The 17,263-nt window shown below is 66.6% G+C and carries 15 protein-coding genes, 1 pseudogene and 1 riboswitch; of the genes and pseudogenes, 7 read left to right on the top strand and 9 right to left on the bottom strand.

Features of this window, described 5'->3' with window-relative positions; translation table 11 throughout:
* Positions 1-36: 36 nt before the first annotated feature.
* The gene (locus EIP75_RS21040) at positions 37-1,071 is read right to left on the bottom strand and encodes a putative solute-binding protein (RefSeq protein WP_233584974.1); all 1,035 of its coding nucleotides are present in this window, start codon (positions 1,069-1,071) and stop codon (positions 37-39) included.
* A 216-nt stretch (positions 1,072-1,287) separates the two neighbouring features.
* Positions 1,288-1,407, top strand: a riboswitch (S-adenosyl-L-homocysteine riboswitch).
* 132 nt (positions 1,408-1,539) lie between these two features.
* On the opposite strand from EIP75_RS21040, the gene ahcY reads away from it, so the two are divergent.
* The 3 genes from ahcY to metF all read left to right on the top strand — a co-directional run bounded on the left by ahcY (position 1,540) and on the right by metF (position 4,747).
* Entirely contained in the window at positions 1,540-2,988 is a 1,449-nt protein-coding gene (gene ahcY / locus EIP75_RS21035) for an adenosylhomocysteinase (protein WP_125245164.1), read from the top strand.
* 122 nt (positions 2,989-3,110) lie between these two features.
* A complete protein-coding gene (locus EIP75_RS21030) occupies positions 3,111-3,905 on the top strand; it encodes a TlyA family RNA methyltransferase (protein ID WP_125245163.1) in 795 nt (264 codons plus the stop codon).
* The gene (gene metF, locus EIP75_RS21025) at positions 3,902-4,747 is read left to right on the top strand and encodes a methylenetetrahydrofolate reductase [NAD(P)H] (protein ID WP_125245162.1); all 846 of its coding nucleotides are present in this window, start codon (positions 3,902-3,904) and stop codon (positions 4,745-4,747) included. The genes EIP75_RS21030 and metF overlap by 4 nt, the downstream gene beginning before the upstream one ends.
* 48 nt (positions 4,748-4,795) lie before the next feature.
* On the opposite strand, the gene rbp is transcribed toward metF, so the two are convergent.
* From rbp to EIP75_RS21010, 3 genes are all read right to left on the bottom strand, one after another.
* Positions 4,796-5,146: an RNA-binding regulator gene (gene rbp, locus EIP75_RS21020; RefSeq protein WP_125245161.1), complete on the bottom strand. Its 351-nt coding sequence runs from the start codon at positions 5,144-5,146 to the stop codon at positions 4,796-4,798.
* 104 nt (positions 5,147-5,250) lie between these two features.
* Positions 5,251-5,460 (bottom strand): hypothetical protein, encoded by a 210-nt coding sequence (locus EIP75_RS21015; RefSeq protein WP_125245160.1) that lies wholly within the window; start codon positions 5,458-5,460, stop codon positions 5,251-5,253.
* A 446-nt stretch (positions 5,461-5,906) separates the two neighbouring features.
* Complete coding sequence (locus EIP75_RS21010) at positions 5,907-6,182, bottom strand: YdaS family helix-turn-helix protein (protein WP_158622932.1); 276 nt, start codon at positions 6,180-6,182, stop codon at positions 5,907-5,909.
* A 101-nt stretch (positions 6,183-6,283) separates the two neighbouring features.
* Here EIP75_RS21010 and EIP75_RS21005 point away from each other — a divergent pair, with 101 nt between their 5' ends.
* Entirely contained in the window at positions 6,284-6,979 is a 696-nt protein-coding gene (locus EIP75_RS21005; protein WP_125245158.1) for a hypothetical protein, read from the top strand.
* 70 nt (positions 6,980-7,049) lie between these two features.
* Here EIP75_RS21005 and EIP75_RS21000 read toward each other — a convergent pair whose 3' ends face one another.
* Positions 7,050-8,531: a phospholipase D-like domain-containing protein gene (locus EIP75_RS21000; RefSeq protein WP_125245157.1), complete on the bottom strand. Its 1,482-nt coding sequence runs from the start codon at positions 8,529-8,531 to the stop codon at positions 7,050-7,052.
* A 221-nt stretch (positions 8,532-8,752) separates the two neighbouring features.
* Between EIP75_RS21000 and EIP75_RS20995 the strand changes: the two genes are divergently transcribed.
* Positions 8,753-9,394, top strand: a complete 642-nt coding sequence (locus EIP75_RS20995) for an OmpW/AlkL family protein (RefSeq protein WP_125245156.1) — start codon at positions 8,753-8,755, stop codon at positions 9,392-9,394.
* A 92-nt stretch (positions 9,395-9,486) separates the two neighbouring features.
* Here the strand turns inward: EIP75_RS20995 and EIP75_RS20990 are convergent, their stop codons facing one another.
* Entirely contained in the window at positions 9,487-10,071 is a 585-nt protein-coding gene (locus EIP75_RS20990) for a 5-formyltetrahydrofolate cyclo-ligase (RefSeq protein ID WP_158622931.1), read from the bottom strand.
* 137 nt (positions 10,072-10,208) lie between these two features.
* Between EIP75_RS20990 and EIP75_RS20985 the strand changes: the two genes are divergently transcribed.
* The gene (locus EIP75_RS20985; protein WP_158622930.1) at positions 10,209-12,353 is read left to right on the top strand and encodes a lytic transglycosylase domain-containing protein; all 2,145 of its coding nucleotides are present in this window, start codon (positions 10,209-10,211) and stop codon (positions 12,351-12,353) included.
* 94 nt (positions 12,354-12,447) lie between these two features.
* The gene (locus EIP75_RS20980) at positions 12,448-13,428 is read left to right on the top strand and encodes a complex I NDUFA9 subunit family protein (RefSeq protein ID WP_125245153.1); all 981 of its coding nucleotides are present in this window, start codon (positions 12,448-12,450) and stop codon (positions 13,426-13,428) included.
* Positions 13,429-13,722: 294 nt separating this feature from the next.
* Here the strand turns inward: EIP75_RS20980 and EIP75_RS20975 are convergent.
* The 3 genes and pseudogenes from EIP75_RS20975 to EIP75_RS20965 form a co-directional block, all read right to left on the bottom strand.
* A pseudogene (locus tag EIP75_RS20975) lies at positions 13,723-14,109 on the bottom strand (barstar family protein); the annotation flags it as partial.
* 64 nt (positions 14,110-14,173) lie between these two features.
* Positions 14,174-14,572, bottom strand: coding sequence for a guanyl-specific ribonuclease (locus EIP75_RS20970; protein WP_125245151.1), 399 nt, complete (start codon positions 14,570-14,572; stop codon positions 14,174-14,176).
* Between the two features lie 307 nt (positions 14,573-14,879).
* Complete coding sequence (locus tag EIP75_RS20965; protein ID WP_125245150.1) at positions 14,880-17,177, bottom strand: NADP-dependent malic enzyme; 2,298 nt, start codon at positions 17,175-17,177, stop codon at positions 14,880-14,882.
* Between the last annotated feature and the right edge of the window lie 86 nt (positions 17,178-17,263).

The following is a 17,263-nucleotide window of genomic DNA, read 5'->3' as shown; positions in this document are numbered from 1 at the left end:
GCCTCCGGTCAAGCGCGGATCGATCGGATCAGGTGATCAATCGATCTCGTTCTTGCTGGCGCATTCGGCATCAGAGCCGTTCACGCTGCAGCGCACGCGCTTGATGATGTTGAGCGTCTGCTTGTTGTACATGCCCTGCTTGGCGATGTCGATGCGGGCTTCGCGCAGCATCAGCACGTACTTGGGGATGTTCTCGGCGGGCAGTTCATCCCAGGTGGCGGCCGGGATGCCGGCTTCAGCCTTTTTGATCAGGCTCATGGCGTGGTCGAACTGGCCGGACCAGTACACGCGCGACTTCAGGCCGAAACCTTCAGGGAACTTGGCCTTGTTGAAGACCAGTTGCACCGTCGGGATCATGATCGGGAAGCGGCCGATGCCACCCTTGGTGCCGATGCCTTTGTACAGCTCGAAAGGCTTGTAGGCCACGGCCGGCAGGGTGACCATGTCCACAAAACCGTTGTTGAAGCGCGGGCCGATGTTGGTCACGTCCACCGAGACGGGCTGCGCGCCGATCTTCTGGATCATGGCGCCCTGGGCCTTGTCGTAGTCGAAGGCCGCGATCTTCTTGCCCGACAGGGCTTCGACCGAGTTGATGGAACGGTCACGCACGATCGGGTAGGCTGCGCCCAGCGGGAAGATGCCGCCGACCTCGTAGTTGCCCTCGACCATCATCTTGGACGCGCCTTCGCTGGAGAACAGCTGAATGACCTTGCGCACCACCTCGTAGCTGGCGGGGATGTCGATCTTGTTGGCGCGCACCACGGTGGACGAGCCGATCGAGTCGATCGAGCCGGCCACCGAGTTGAAGGCCTTGGTACGGAAGGCCGTCGCGATCACGGCGTCGCACTGGCCGGCGCGGAAGTCTTCCACGGCCACGCGCTCATCAACGTAGCTCTTGAGCTCGATCTCGACGCCGTTCTTCTGCATGGCCACACCGTAGTCGATGGCCGCGTTGTAGACGTCACCGGTCTTGCCAGCCACGTCCCACACGCACACGAGGTTCTTGGCCGACGCGGTGCCGACCATGCCCATGAAGGCCGCAGCGGCCAGGGCAAGCTTGCTGATTTTCATAGTCTCTCGGTATCTCTGATTCGATTTCATACAGGGGCCTCCACCAAGTCGGCGGTGGCACACAACGTGCACCGCTCGTATTCAACGCCGGATGGCGTTCGTGATACGACAGGGGCAACCCGAATAGGTTCCCCCTGCCTCCGGGGTTAGGTGCGTTCGAAAATGTAGCGCACCCAAACATGCACAACGTGCCATGCAGTGACTACAATACCGTTTCGTGTCGAGGAGCGTTGCAAGGCCAACCCTCTCATTCAAGCGGTTTTAGGGCCGCCTGAGGTGTGAGAGAGACAGGGCCCCAGGCTTGACACGCACGTTTTGCAACGGCGCTCACCCCGCATGTGTCCCCGCTGGGTGAGTTTTTTGCGCCGGGTTTTCCGCTTCCGTCCTGCCATCTGCAGTCATCGGCGGTCAGCTCCGCGCATCCCCGGCAGCGCACGGCGGCTTCTGAATCATCTAGGAGCTCTGTCCATGAACGCTGTGTCCAAATCCCTGATCACCGACCACAAGGGCGTCGAGTGCGTCGTCGCCGACATGTCCCTGGCCGCCTGGGGCCGCAAAGAGCTGGCCATCGCCGAAAGCGAAATGCCGGCCCTGATGGCCATCCGCCAAGAGTACGCCGCCACGCAGCCGCTCAAGGGCGCACGCATCACCGGCAGCCTGCACATGACCATCCAGACCGGCGTGCTGGTCGAGACGCTGCAGGCCCTGGGTGCCACCGTGCGCTGGGCCTCGTGCAACATCTACTCCACACAAGACCATGCCGCCGCCGCGCTGGTCGAGGCCGGCACCCCGGTGTTCGCCTACAAGGGCGAGTCGCTCGAAGACTACTGGGACTACACCCACCGCATCTTCGACTTCGGTGCCAAGGGCACCGAGGGCGAAGGCCCCAACATGATCCTGGACGACGGCGGCGACGCGACCCTGCTGATGCACCTGGGCAAGAAGGCCGAGACCGATCAATCGGTGCTGGCCAACCCCGGCAGCGACGAAGAGCGCATCCTCTTCGCGGCCATCAAGGCCAAGCTGGCTGTGGACAGCACCTGGTACAGCCGCAAGGGCGCGCAGATCATCGGCGTGACCGAAGAGACCACCACCGGCGTGCACCGCCTCAACGAAATGAGCGCCAAGGGCACGCTGCTGTTCCGCGCCATCAACGTGAACGACTCGGTCACCAAGTCCAAGTTCGACAACCTGTACGGCTGCCGTGAATCCCTGGTCGACGGCATCAAGCGCGCCACCGACGTGATGGTGGCCGGCAAGGTGGCCGTGGTGGCCGGTTATGGCGACGTGGGCAAGGGCTCGGCCCAGGCCCTGCGCGCCCTGAGCGCCCAGGTGTGGGTGACCGAGATCGATCCCATCAACGCCTTGCAGGCCGCGATGGAAGGCTACCGCGTGGTGACCATGGAGTGGGCCGCCGACAAGGCCGATATCTTCGTGACCACCACCGGCAACCGCGACGTGATCACGTACGAGCACATGGCGGCCATGAAGAACAACGCCATCGTCTGCAACATCGGCCACTTCGACAACGAGATCCAGGTCGCCAAGCTGGAGCAGAACTGCCAGTGGGAAGAGATCAAGCCCCAGGTCGATCACGTGATCTTCAAGGATGGCAAGCGCATCATCCTGCTGGCCAAGGGCCGCCTGGTGAACCTGGGCTGCGGCACGGGCCACCCCAGCTACGTGATGTCGTCGAGCTTCGCCAACCAGACCATCGCGCAGATCGAGCTGTTCACGCGTCAGGATGCGTACGAGGCCGGCAAGGTCTATGTGCTGCCCAAGCACCTCGATGAGAAGGTGGCGCGCCTGCAACTGACCACGCTGAACGCGCAGCTGACCGAGCTGACGGACGAGCAGGCCGCCTACATCGGCGTGCCGAAAAACGGCCCCTACAAGCCCGATACCTATCGGTACTGATGGGCCCACCCCGTACGGCCTTCGGCCGCCCCCTCAAGGGGGCACCGTCTTGGACCGGCAGAGCCGGATCCGCGGCGGTTGCTTGATCAACAGCAGGCTGAGGCGTTTGGGAGGGATACGCGATGACACGAGCAGATCAACTTCTGGTCAAGCAGGGGCTGGCGCCCACGCGGTCGGCTGCGCAGCGGCTGATCGATGCGGGCGCGGCGCAGTGGCATGGGCCGCAGGGCTGGGTGCCGGTGCGCAAGGCAGGCGAAACATTGCCTGAGGGCGCTGGGCTGCGCGTGACGGACGATGCGGAGACGCGTTGGGTGTCGCGCGCGGGGCTCAAGCTGGAAGGCGCGTTGAACCACTGCGCCGGGCTGGATGTGTTGGGTGCGCGTTGCCTGGATGTGGGGCAGAGCACCGGTGGGTTCACCGAGGTGCTGCTGGCCCGCGGGGCGGCGCTGGTGGTCGGGGTCGATGTGGGCCACGGCCAGTTGCACCCGCGCCTGCAGGGGCATGATCGGGTGCGCGTGATCGAGGGACTGAACGCCCGCGAGCTGAGCCGCGAATCCTTGACCGCCGCCGGTGTGCCGCCCGCCGAACTCGATGGCGGCTTCGACCTGGTGGTGGGCGACCTGTCCTTCATCTCGCTGACGCTGGTGCTGCCGGCGCTGGTGCCGCTGCTCACGCCGCGGGCGGATCTGCTGCTGCTGGTCAAGCCGCAGTTCGAGCTGCAGCCGGCGCAGATCAGCAAGGGCGGCCTGGTGAAGGACGAGGCGCTCTACGGTGACGTGCGCGAGCGCATCGTGCAGGCCTGCGACGGGCAGGGCCTGCGCGTGGTGGATTACTTTGACAGCCCGATCGCCGGTGGCGATGGCAACCGCGAATTCTTCGTGTGGGCGCGGCCCACCGACAAGGACACGCCGACATGACGACAACGACACAGAACGCCTGGCCCCTCAGCCTGGAGTTCTTCCCGACCAAGACGCCCGAAGGCGCCGAGAAGTTGACGGCCGTGCGCCAGCAGCTGTATGCGCTCAAGCCTGAATACTGCTCCGTGACCTATGGCGCTGGCGGCTCCACGCAAGACGGCACCATCCAGACGGTGCGTGCCATCCTGGCCGAAGGGGTGGATGCCGCGCCGCACTTCTCGTGCATTGGCGCCACCAAGGCCGGCGTGCGCGAGCAGCTGGCGCAGTTCAAGGCCGATGGCATCAGGCGCATCGTGGCACTGCGGGGCGATCTGCCCAGTGGCTACGGCAGCTTTGGCGAGTTCCGCTATGCCAGCGAGCTGGTGGCCTTCATCCGTGAAGAGACGGGCAGCCATTTCCACATCGAGGTGGCGGCCTACCCGGAGATGCACCCGCAGGCGCGCAACCCCGAGGCCGATCTGAAGGCCTTCGTGACCAAGGTGCGGGCCGGGGCCGATGTGGCCTTGACGCAGTACTTCTTCAACCCGGATGCGTACTTCCGGTTTGTGGATGATGTGGCCAAGGCCAGGTTGGACATTCCGGTGGTGCCGGGGATCATGCCGATCATCAATGCGAGCCAGCTGATCCGGTTCTCGGATGCGTGCGGTGCGGAGATCCCGCGCTGGGTGCGGTCACGGCTGGAGGGCTTTGGCGATGACAAGGCATCGATCCAGGCGTTCGGGCTGGATGTGGTGAGCGCCTTGTGCGAGAGGCTGCGTGCAGGTGGTGCGCCCGGCGTGCATTTCTACACGATGAACCAGGCTGGGCCCGTGAAGGCTTTGTGCGAGCGGCTGGGGCTTTGAAAAAAAACCGGCTCTGAGAGGGCCGGTCTTCACAGGAAGAGAATGGGGTCAGTAGCGACCGCCACCGTAGCCACCCGTGCCGTAGCCGATGTCCGAACGTTTGGCTGAACTGTGGTCAACCGCGCCATAGCCGCCCGAGCCGCGACCTTCTTCGCGGGGCCGGGCCAGGCTCACGACGATCGATCGGCCATCCACGGACATGCCGTGCAAAGCAGTGATGGCGGCCTGGGCAAATTCAGCAGAAGCCATTTCCACAAAGCCGAAGCCCTTGGAGTTGCCGGTTTCCCGGTCCATCATGACCTTGGCGGAGGAGACGCTGCCAAATTCGGCAAAGTTGCTTTTCAGGCTGGAATCGGTCACGGAATAGGGCAGGTTGCCTACGTAGATCTTGCTGCTCATGGAGGAGCCTTTCTGAATCATGGCGCATCCTCAGGATGCGGGTGTGCGAACCGGGAGTCCGCAGCGTTTGGACGTGTGAATGGGGATCTGCTGGGAGCAGATTGTCAGCACGTGGGGGAGGGCGGCATGCATGTTTCCAGCCAGCCCTGGGTGACCGCGAAAAGCCTGGCCGCTTCGCGCGAGGCGAAGGTTTTGTCGAAACGGAACACCCGGGAGTAGCTGCCGTCGCCCTGTGAGCGACGGACCGCAAAGGAGGCGCGGAAGCGGCCACAGTCGGTCTGGTGTGTCGCGGGCGAAACGACGTACTTGCCCATGGGAATGGCGATGTTTGAAATCTTGTTCAATCAGGGGGCGCAGTCTTGGATGGACCTGCATGAGCGGCGAGTGGCTCGGTTGGCTGCAGCTCGGCAGACCAAAAGGGCGACCAAGGTCGCAGAACGCGGCAGCCATGCTGCGCGGAAGTAAATTATACCCTGAAAGAATATAAAACAGAGTCAATATAATTTTTTGAATTAAAGAAGAGACTCTCCTCTCAGGCACCGAGCAGGCTTGAAACGGCGCCCGGGCTCGTCAACGAGGTGGGAAGAGCACGGCGCTGCGCCCTGCGATTGACGCCGCAGATCAAGATAAAAAAGCCACCTCCGCGCCCAAAGCGGTGTTCAAGGTTGCGCACGGCAGGGGAGAACTGCTTACAACCATGCCGCTGGGTGGCGGCCGCCCTGGGGGCTGCTGTGTCTGATGCGGAGGTGGCGAAACCGATTCAATGCGCGCCGGAGCGCAACGCCGTCTGGTACTGCGTGCTCACGGCTGCATGCCGCAGCACCCACCAATCCACCCGCGGGTTCAGATCCTCGCAGCGCACTGCGTGCTGAACGATGCGTTCGATGGTGGGGCAGTGCTCTGCCGGCACCACCTCTGCGTGGGTGATCCAGTAGGAGATGTGGGCCTGCTTGATGCCGCCGCCGATCTCGCGCGCCAGGCGCGCCTGCGAACCCACGATGTCGATGGCCTTTTGTAGTGCTTCACGAGGTGTCATGACGCTTCCCTGAGCTTTGTTTGTGATCTGCAAACGCATTTGTAGATCAATACAGACAATTTTGCAAGTGGTGCCACAAAGGCCTTTGTAGGATGCCGCTCATGGACGAATGGAACACCTTCACTGGGCGGCTGCTGTGGGCGATGAAGCGCGCGGGCCGTACCAATCAGAGCGAGCTGGCACGCGCCGTGGGTGTCAAGCCGCAATCCGTCCAGTACCTGCTGCGGGCCGATGCCGGTGCGCAGGGCAGCAAGTACACGCCGGCATTGGCCCAGGAGCTGGCCGTGTCCTCCCGCTGGCTGGCCACGGGTGAAGGCCCGCCCGACCAGATCGACCTGCTGGGCCCTCATGCTGAATCGAAGGCGGCCGCCGTCTACGCGATCGCCACCGGCATGCGCGCCAAGGTCACGGGCACCGTGCGTGTTTCGGGCACCGGTGATGTCGAGCGAATCGACCTGCCCGCGGGCGAGAGCGATGGCCACGTGCTGATGCCCCTGCATGCCCCTGGCGCCCATGCCCTGCGCGTCAAGGGCAATGCGCTTGCGCCCTACGCCAAGGACGGGCAGTACCTGTTGCTCGATGCCGAGGCCGAGTGGCACCCCGAAGAGAACCTGTTGATCACCCTGGCCGATGGCCGCGTGGTGCTGCGCGAGCTGCTGCTGGTGCGGGTGGACACCCTGGTGGTGCTGCCACTGCACGGTGGCCAACCCGAGGCACTGGAGCGCTCGGCGATCAAGGCCGTGGTGCCGGTGGTGTGTGCGGTGCCGCGCAGTCTGTGGCGGCCTGAGGAGCCCTGAGCCACGGGCCCCGCCTCAGTCCGGGCGGCACCACGAGCGACCACAGACAGGTCTGCAACCCATTGCAGCCTCAAAGCTGAAACCCCAGCCACAGCAGCAGCCCTTCGCCCACATCCCGGGCCAGACCAGGCGCACGTGCCACGTAGGCGGTGGCGCCTTGCCGCTCGGTGTCGAACCAAGCCTGGAATTGGCTCACATCGGCCGTGTCATGGAAGGCCAGCATCAGCTCGTAGTTGAGGAACAGGCTGCGGCTGTCCAGGTTGGCCGAGCCCGCCAGGGCCAGCTCTTCATCGAACACCGCCAGCTTGGCGTGCAGCATGCCGGGTGCCAGCCAGACACGGCCACCGGCCTGCGCCAGAGACCGCAAGGCGCGGCTGCGCGCCACGTCGGACAGCTTATGGTTGGAGCGCGCCGGCATCAGCAGGTCCACCTGCACCCCGCGGCGGGCGGCCAGGCACAAGGCCATCAGCAGGGCCGGATCGGGCACGAAGTAGGGCGTGGACAGGCACACGCGCCGGCGGGCGCGGTAGGTGGCCGTCAACAGCAGGGCGTAGACGGTGTCATCGACCTGGTCCGGGCCCGAGGCCACCAACTGCGTGCCATGCTGGTGCCGTGCAGCAGCCAGATCGGCGGAGAGTTCACTGTGCTGTGCGGCCACCACGGATGGCGCAGGGATGTCGGCCGGCGGGCGCAGATCGAAGGGCGGGAAGGGCGGCAGCGCCCGCGGCCGGCCACCCTGGGCAAAGGCCCAGTCCTGCTCGAACAGGGCGCTGGCTTGCGTCACCAGCGGGCCATGCAGATCCCAGCTCAGGTCGCGCCAGGGCGGGGTGCCGTGCTCGCCTTCGAAATACTCGCTGGCCAGGTTGCGCCCGCCGCACCACAGCCTTGCGCCCGCATGGCCCGCATCTGCCACGACCAGCTTGCGGTGGTTGCGCAGGTTGGTGCGGCCCTGCAGGGGTGATTGCAGCGGCGGCACGAACACGGCGGTGTGCCCCCCGGCGCGGTGCAGTGGGGCCAGGTCGGGCGCGCGTGACATCAGCTTGCCCAGGCCATCGAGCATCAGGCGCACGCGCACGCCCTGGGCGGCCTTGTGCGCCAGCCGGTCGAGCACGGCGCGGCCCACGGCATCGCGGGCCAGGATGAAGGTGCAGATGTCCAGCGTGTGCGTGGCGCCGTCAATGGTGTCCAGCAGCGCCCGCCAGGCCTGGTGGCCATCGGCGTGCAGGGTCAGGCCCAGGCAGGGCGCGGGCCGCGGCTGGCCCATGTCCACGATGGTCTCGATGGCCCAGGGGGCCTCCGGGTCTGGCACATCGGGGGCTGGGCGCACGCGTGCGCTGGGCCTTTTCAGCTTGCGCGATCCGAACAGCAGGAAGGCGGGCAGCGCCAGGTAGGGCACCAGCAGGATGAACAGCACCCACGCGATGGCCGCGGCCGGTTGGCGCCGTTGCCTCATCACGTGCGCCGTGAGGATGTAGACCAGGACGGCCACGGTGGTGCACAGGCCGTGCAGGGTCAACCAGCGGGAATCGAGCAGGTCCAGGGTGAAGTACATGCACCCCAGCCTAACGCATGTGCAGGCCCCGTTCAGCTGGCCGGGCCATGGGCGTGCACCCTGCTGCGATTTGAGGCAGCGCAAACCACGGTGGATCACACGGGGTGACAGGCCACGGCGAGCCCGGCCACTTGTGCTGGATCAAACGCACCCTGGCTGGCGCTTGCTGCAATGGATCCGTACCGACAAGTTCAACCATCAGAGATTGAAGGACGACCCAAATGACCCGCCCGATCATCAACGCCCCCCGCTGGGCCGCGCTGGCTGCCTGCGCAGCCCTGTCCACCCTGGCCTGCGTGCCCGCCGCCCAGGCCGCCCAGGCCGAAGGCCCCTGGCTGGTGCGCGTGCGCGCCGTGCACCTCGATCCGGCCAACAAGGACAGCACCGGGCTGGACCTGAGCATCAACAGCAAGGTCATCCCTGAGCTGGACATCAGTTACTTCATCACCCCGAACATCGCGGCCGAGCTGATCCTGACCGTGCCGCAGAAGCAGGACATCCGCTCGGGCAACACCAAGATCGGCTCGCTCAAGCACCTGCCGCCCACCCTCACGGTGCAATACCACTTCCTGCCTGAAGCCACCGTGCGCCCCTACGTGGGCGCCGGTGTGAACTACACGCGTTTCTCCAGCGTGCATTTCGACCCGGCCGTGCAGACGGCCTTGCAGCCCAGTGTCGACAAGGACAGCTGGGGCTGGGCCCTGCAGGCCGGCGTCGATTTCAAGATCGCCGACAACCTGTACCTGAACCTGGACATCAAGAAGGTGCAGATCCGCACCGACATCTCGTCCTTCGGCGCCAAGGCCGGCACCTTCAAGGTCGACCCGGTGCTGGTGGGCGTGGGCCTGGGCTGGCGCTTCTGACAGATCAAGCAACAACGATGTGACGAGGCTCCCCAAGCGGGAGCCGAGGGGCTGGGGTCGGGCGTGGGGACGTCCGGCCCCTTTTTTTCATGTCACCCCACCACACCATCCGGCGTCACGATCAACGCCAACCCATGGTCATGCGCCTCAGCCACCAGGGCCTCACCCGTCAGCTCAGCCTCCCGCCAGGCCACCCCCACCGCCGTCACATGCGGTTGCCCCGCCAGCCACCGGTCGAAATACCCCCCGCCATACCCCAGCCGGAACCCTTCGCGGGTGAAGCCCACACAAGGCACCAGCACCACGTCCGGCACCACAGCAGCCGTGTCCGGACAAGGAATGCCGCACCCGTCCACCGTGCCGAATTCCTCCCCCTTCCACACCCGATAGCCCATGGACACCCCCTCCGGGCTGTCCTTCTTCGTGGCCCAAGGCAACGCCAGCCGGCAATTCAATGACGCCATCGCCTCCAGGGCGGCAGGCCTTGGGTTAAATTCACCCCGGATCGGCCAGTACAGGCCCAGACAATCCGGCTCCAGCTGTTCCAGCACCTCCAGTAGGTGCCCATGCAGCGCGGCCTGGTCCAGCGCGGCCTGCGGGCTGGCGGCCCAGGCCTCGCGTGCCTGCAGCAGGGCTTGTCTCAGGGCTTGGCGTGAAGTGGTCGTTGAAGAAGACATGAACGAGTTGCGCCGGTCCAGGGGCCGCGAGGAAAGAATCGAGGATGCGATTGTGGACTGATCACATGGGTGCCCGGAAGGCATGGGCGCCCCGTTGGCTCGCGGCGCCGGCCGCATTGTTGGCAGCACTGGCCACCATGGCCCCGCCCCCCGCACAGGCCCAGACCACGGGCGAAGACACGCTCATGGCCGCCCGCAGCGCCTTCCTTCAGCGTGACCGATCCCGCCTGGCCGCGGCGCGCGACACCCTGATGAACCAGAACCACCCCCTGGCCGCCTGGGCCGATTTCTGGTTCATGCAATCGCGCCTGATCGAGGCCGGCCCCACCGAGGTCGACCAGTTCCTGGCCCGCTGGGGCGATGCCTACGTGGCCGATCGCCTGCGCAACGACTGGCTGCTCGAGCTCGGTCGCCGCCGCGACTGGAAGACCTTCGCCCGCGTGCAGCCCTACTTCCGCATGAACGACGACCGAGACGTGACCTGCCTGGGCGTGCTGGCGCGCCAGCAGCTGGGCGTGCCCATGCAAGGCCTGGGCGATCTGCGCGAGCAGGCCCGCCAGGCCTGGTGGGCGCAGAAGGACGCGGATTTCGGCTGCGACACCATGGCCCAGGCCCTGTTCGCTGCCCGCATCCTGACCCCGGCCGATGTGTGGCGCAAGCTGCGCCTGTCGCAGGATTTCGCCCAGCCCAAGGCCATCACGCAGAGCGTGCGCCTGCTGGGCGAGCCCACCGCACAGGCCGTGGCCCGGCTGATGGGCAATGCCCAGCGCTTTTTGATGACGGACAACGCCGTGCGGCCCGAATCGATGTCGGGCAACAGCTCGGGCGTGGCCATCAGCGAGGCTGTGGGCAAGAAGGGGCAGAAGGCCGCCAAGGCCAACAAGCGCAAGCCGGCCCGGGCCCTGGTGCCACCGCCGCCCGCGGTGCCGGCCGACCATGTCGGCCCGCTGAACCTGCTGGCCCTGCTGCGCTGGTCGTCGCAGGATCCGGAAGCCGCCGCGGCCGCCCTGGTCAGCCCCGATGCTGCCCGCCGCTGGCACCTGACCCGCGAAGACATGGCCTGGGCCTGGGCCTCCACCGGCCGCTCGGCGGCCTGGCGCCTGATGCCGCAGGCCATCACCTACTTCGAACGCGCCCTGGTGCCTGGCGAACTCACCGAAGGCTCGGCCCTGTGGGCCACCACCTGGCACCCCGACACCCTGGCCTGGATGACCCGCGCCGCGTTGCGCTCGGCCACGTCCGGCCAGCCGGCCCACTGGCTAGTGGTGGACACCGCCATCGAGGCCATGTCGCCCGAACAGAAAACCGATCCCACCTGGGTGTACTGGAAGGCCCGTTCGCTGCAGGCCCAGGCCCCTGCCGGTGCGGCCGGTGAGCCGCGCCGCCAGCAGGCCCGCGAGATGCTGGCGCGCATCGCCCAGCCCACCAGCTTCTACGGCCTGCTGGCCATGGACGATCTAGGCCGCGTGGGGGCACCGCCCCGCCCGGCCAAGCCCAGCCGCGACGAGCTGCAGCAAGCCGCGGCCGTGCCCGGTCTGGACCGCGCCCTGCGCCTGTACGACCTGGGCTTGCGCAGCGAAGGCGCGCGCGAGTGGAACTACACCCTGTCCTACGGCAAGCCCGGCGGCCTGAGCGACCGCGAGCTGATGGCCGCCGCCGAGATCGCCTGCGACCGCGAGTATTGGGACCGCTGCATCAACACCAGTGACCGTACGAAGCAGGAGATCGACCTCTACCAGCGCTACCCCCTGGCTTTCCGCCGCGACATCCAGGTTGCCGCGAAAGACGTGGGCCTGGACCCGGCCTTCATGTTCGGCCTGATCCGCCAGGAGTCGCGCTTCCAGATCTCGGCGCGTTCGCACGTGGGCGCTTCCGGCCTGATGCAGGTGATGCCGGCCACCGCCGACTGGGTGGCCCGCAGGCTGGGCATGAGCGATTACCACGGCGGCCTGATCACCGACCGAGACACCAACCTCAAGCTGGGCGCAGGCTACCTCAAGCTGGTGCTCGATGACTTCAACGGCTCGGCCCCCATGGCCGCCGCGGCCTACAACGCCGGCCCGGGCCGGCCACGCAAGTGGCGCGATGGCCCACGCCTGGAGCCCGCCGTGTGGGCCGAGAACGTGCCCTTCAACGAAACGCGCGATTACGTCAAGAAAGTGGTGACCAATGCGGTCATTTATGGCCACGTCTTGCACGGCAAGCCCCTGTCGATTAAAACCAGGCTGGGCCCGGTGATCGGGCCCCGGACGTCGAGCGCCCCGCCAGACGACCTGCCCTGAGCCACGAACGGGGCCACGCTGGCGGTGGCACCACGGCCCGCCCTACAAGGCGGCACACGCCAACAGCCCCTTTGCGGGGCGGAGCAGACAGAGCATGGAACGAGTGGTGATCCTGGGCGGGACCGGCTTCGTGGGCCGGGCCCTGTGCGAACAACTGGTCGCGCACCATGGCTCGGGCGGCCCGCGCCTGGTGGTGCCCAGCCGGCGGCGTGAGCGGGGCAAGCACCTGTTCGTGCTGCCCACCGTGGATGTGATCCAGGCTTCGGTGCAGGACGATGCCACCCTGGCGCGCCTGCTGCAGGGCGCCGATGCGGTCGTCAACCTGGTGGCCATCCTGCATGGCAGCCCTGACGAATTCGACCAGGCCCATGTGAACCTGCCCCAGCGCCTGGCCCAGGCCTGTGCCAAGGCGGGCGTGAAGCGTCTGGTGCATGTCAGCGCCCTGGGCGTGCCCGACGACCCGGCCCAGGCCCCCTCGCACTACCTGCGTTCCAAGAGCATGGGCGAGCAGGCCCTGCGCACGGCCCAGTCTGGCGGCCTGCAGCTCACCGTGCTGCGCCCCAGCGTGATCTTCGGGGCACATGACCGGTTCCTGAACCTGTTCGCGCGCCTGCAGGCCCTGGCCCCGGTGGTGCCCCTGGCGGGGGCCGAGGCGCGTTTCCAGCCCGTGTGGGTGGAGGACGTGGCCCAGGCCCTGATCCATTGCCTGGAAGACCCGGCCACCATCGGCCAGACCTATGAACTGGCCGGGCCAGAGGTGCTCACCCTGGCCGAGCTGGTGCGCCTGGCAGGACGTGCCAGCGGGCATGTGCGCCCGGTGCTGCCGGTGCCGCTGGCGGTGGGGCGCCTGCAGGCCCGCGTGCTGGGCTGGCTGCCGGGCGAGCCCATGCTCACGGCAGACAACCTCAAGTCCATGAGCGTGCCCAACGTGGCCACCGGCCAGCTGCCGGGCCTGGCGGCCCTGGGGGTGGCTTCACCGGCGTCCGTGCGCGCGGTGGCGCCCACCTACTTGGGGGCTGCGGGCGGCCGCTGGGCCGAGCAGCTCAACGCCTACCGCGCGTCGACCGGCGGCTGATACCGCGCTCGCTCGATACACCTGGCCTGAAAAGACAAAACCCGCCCAGGCGGTGAGCCAGGGGCGGGCAGGGGCGGCGTAGGGCCTGAGCCCGGCGCCGTTGCCGGAGCAGGATCAGGCCGCGGCCAGCAACTGGGCCGTGTCGAACACGCTGCTCATGGGCGGCAGGCTCACCGTCATGGGCTGGGGCGCGTTCTTGGACACCTTGACCGGCTTGGCGGCGGCTGCGGCGTCGTTCTGGGCGGCTTCGGGGCGGTCCCAGTGGCCGGCCGATTCCTTGCCGGACACGGCGATGGAATAGAACACGCGGAACGGGATCTTGCGTTCGGACCAGAAATCGGCCGCATCGCGGAAGGCGTCGAGCAGCTGCTCGCGCGATTCACGGTCCATGCGGGCGCCGTCGGGCAGCAGCTCGAGCACGACCACGAAGCCGGGCTGCGGGCCCGACTTGTGGACCATGTCCGTGATGCAGTCGTACAGCGCATCGAGGTTCTTGCCGAAGTGGTCCGGGAAGAGGAAGTCCTTGGCAATGATGTCCAGCACGTCCTGCTTGTTCTGGGCGGTGCCCAGGTTGGTGTACAGGAAGTGGTGGCCGATCTGGTGCGCGGAAGTCTGCAGATCGTCAGGCCGGTAGGCGCGGATGGACTGAACGATGTTGGGGCGGATGGATTGCAACAACATGATCGCTTGAGGCTCGTACATGGATGGGATCAGGGTCGGCGGCTAGAAGAAGAAAAAACCAGACTCAGCGGCGAGGATCGATCTTCAGGAAGCTTTGGTAGTGATCCTGGGTATAGAAACAAGTTTCCGGACTTTGCACAACAGACCCGCCGCAGACGATGCGCCGGGCACCGCGGTGGCGCACGCCCGGGGTGCTCACCGTGTATTCACGGTAGTAACCACGGGTTTGCCGGGGCAGTTGCCGTTCGCGGTTGCCGAACACGGTGCCGTCCTTGTCGAACCGGAACGGGCCTCCGGCCAGGATGCGGCGGTGGGTGTCCTGGGCCTGCTTGGGCAGGTTTGACAGGGCGACCACACCGGCCGATTCGGCCGTGGTGTCCGTGCGCGAAAACGCGTGGGCAGGCAGGGGTTGGACCAGGGCGGCCACCGCCGTGAAGGCGGCGACAACGGCCGGAATCAGCATGCCGCGCAAGCGACGGTGCAGTGGCTCCCTCTGTGTCACGTGCGCTGTCATGGTCCTGTGGCGTGCTGACGTGCGGCTGTGTGGTCCAGCCTCGTGTCTCGTGTGCGGGGTTCCGTAAAAGCCGAAATGCTACTGAAATAGGCGCAAAAGCTCAAGGGCCCCGGTCCCGAAATAAGAGGGACGAGGGGCCTTTGCCTCAGGGGTTGACAGTTTGCGTTAACCCCCGTTCGTGACGGATGCACGCCCTGGGCATGGGCCTTTTGGCGCGCCACGCCCAGGAAACCACCGGCGCCTGGCCGGCCGGAAATCAGCGCGTGGCGTTGGCTTCCGCGACGGTCATGGCCGTCATGTTGACGATGCGGCGCACGGTGGCCGAAGGCGTCAGGATGGTCACCGGCTTGGCCACGCCCAGCAGCACGGGGCCCAGGGCGATGTTGTTGCCGCAGGCCACCTTCAGCAGGTTGTAGGCGATGTTGGCCGCGTCGATGTTGGGGCACACCAGCAGGTTGGCCTCGCCCGACAGGCTGCTGCGGGGCATCAGCTGGCCGCGGTAGGCGGCGTCCAGCGCCGTGTCGCCGTGCATCTCGCCATCGACCTCCAGCCAGGGCGCCTGCTGCTGGATCAGGGCCAGGGCCTCGCGCATCTTCAGGGCCGAGGGCTGGTTGCTCGAGCCGAAGTTCGAGTGCGACAGCAGGGCGGCCTTCGGGGGCTGGCCCATGCGCATCATCTCCTCGGCGGCCATGATGGTGATCTCGGCCAGCTGCTCGGCGGTGGGGTCGTAGTTGATGTGGGTGTCCAGCAGGTTCACCGTGCGGCCCGGCAGGATCAGGCCGGTCATGGACGCGTAGGTCTTGACGCCCTGGCGCTTGCCGATCACCTGATCGATGTAATGCAGGTGCAGTGCGGTCGAGCCCCAGGTGCCGCAGATCAGTCCGTCGACCTCGCCCTTGTGCAGCAGCATCGAGCCGATCAGCGTCAGGCGGCGGCGCATCTCGATCTTGGCCATCTGCTCGGTCACGCCCTTGCGGTCGGCCAGGCGGTGGTAGGTCTGCCAGTAGTCGCGGTAGCGCGGGTCGTTCTCGGTGCTGACCAGATCGACGTCGACACCCGGCTTGATGCGCAGGCCCATGGTCTCCAGGCGGCGCTCGATCACGGCCGGGCGGCCGATCAGGGTGGGGCGGGCCACGCCCTCGTCGACCACGATCTGGGCGGCGCGCAGCACGCCTTCGTTCTCACCTTCGGCGTAGGCGATGCGCTTGTTCTTGGCGCGCTTGGCCACGCTGAAGATGGGCTTCATCGTGGTGCCCGAGGCGTACACGAAGCTCTGCAGCTTCTCGCCGTAGGCCACGTAATCCTTGATGGGGCGGGTGGCCACGCCGGAGTGGTCCGCCGCCAGTGCCACGGCCGGCGCGATCTTCATCATCAGGCGCGGATCGAACGGCTTGGGGATCAGGTACTCGGGGCCGAAGCTCAGGGTCACGCCCGCGTAGGCCGCAGCCACCACGTCGTTCTGCTCGGCCTGGGCCAGCTCGGCGATGGCGTGCACCGCCGCGATCTCCATCTCGTCGGTGATGGTGGTCGAGCCCGAATCCAGCGCGCCGCGGAAGATGTACGGGAAGCACAGGACGTTGTTGACCTGGTTGGGGTAATCCGTGCGGCCGGTGGCCATGATGGCGTCGTCGCGCACGGCCTTCACATCCTCGGGCAGGATCTCGGGGTTGGGATTGGCCAGCGCGAAGATGATGGGCTTGGCGGCCATCTTGGCCACCATGTCCGCCTTGAGAACGCCCCCGGCCGACAGGCCCAGGAAGATGTCGGCGCCCTCGATCACCTCGGTCAGCTTGCGCTGCTCGGTCTTCTGTGCGAACGCCGCCTTGTCCGGGTCCATCAGCTCGACACGGCCTTCGTAGACCACGCCGGCCAGGTCCGTCACCCAAATGTTCTCGCGCGGCACGCCCAGCTTGACCAGCAGGGTGAGGCAGGCCAGGGCGGCGGCACCCGCGCCGGAGGTCACCAGCTTGACATTCTTGATGTCCTTGCCGACCACCTTCAGTCCGTTCAGCATGGCGGCGCCCACCACGATGGCCGTGCCGTGCTGGTCATCGTGGAACACGGGGATGTTCATGCGCTCGCGCAGCTTGCGCTCGACGTAGAAGCAGTCCGGGGCCTTGATGTCTTCCAGGTTGATGCCGCCGAAGGTGGGCTCCAGGCTGGCGATGATGTCGACCAGCTTGTCCGGGTCCTTCTCATTGATCTCGATGTCGAACACATCGATGTCGGCGAACTTCTTGAACAGGACGGCCTTGCCCTCCATCACGGGCTTGGCCGCCAGCGGGCCGATGTCGCCCAGGCCCAGCACGGCGGTGCCGTTGGTGATCACGGCCACCAGGTTGCCCCGGCTGGTGTATTTGAAGGCGTTGGCCGGGTTCTCGACGATCTCCTCGCAGGGCGCGGCGACGCCGGGCGAGTAGGCCAGCGCCAGGTCGCGCTGGTTGGTGAGCTGCTTGGTGGCGCTGATGGCGAGTTTGCCGGGGGTGGGGAACTCGTGGTACTCGAGGGCGGCCTTCTTGAGCTCGGCGCGTTTTTGTTCGGGGGTGGTCGTCATGCGTGCGTGCCTTTGTGGCGTTTGGGGCGCCCAACGGCATCCCGATGTCTGGATTCTAGGAACTTCGCGGGCCCGTGCACGTGTGG

This window comes from Aquabacterium soli, from assembly GCF_003933735.1.
In the GTDB taxonomy this organism is placed as follows: domain Bacteria; phylum Pseudomonadota; class Gammaproteobacteria; order Burkholderiales; family Burkholderiaceae_C; genus Aquabacterium; species Aquabacterium soli.
The sequence above is the reverse complement of the archived record's forward strand: the minus strand, read 5'-3'. Positions and strand labels throughout refer to the sequence as shown.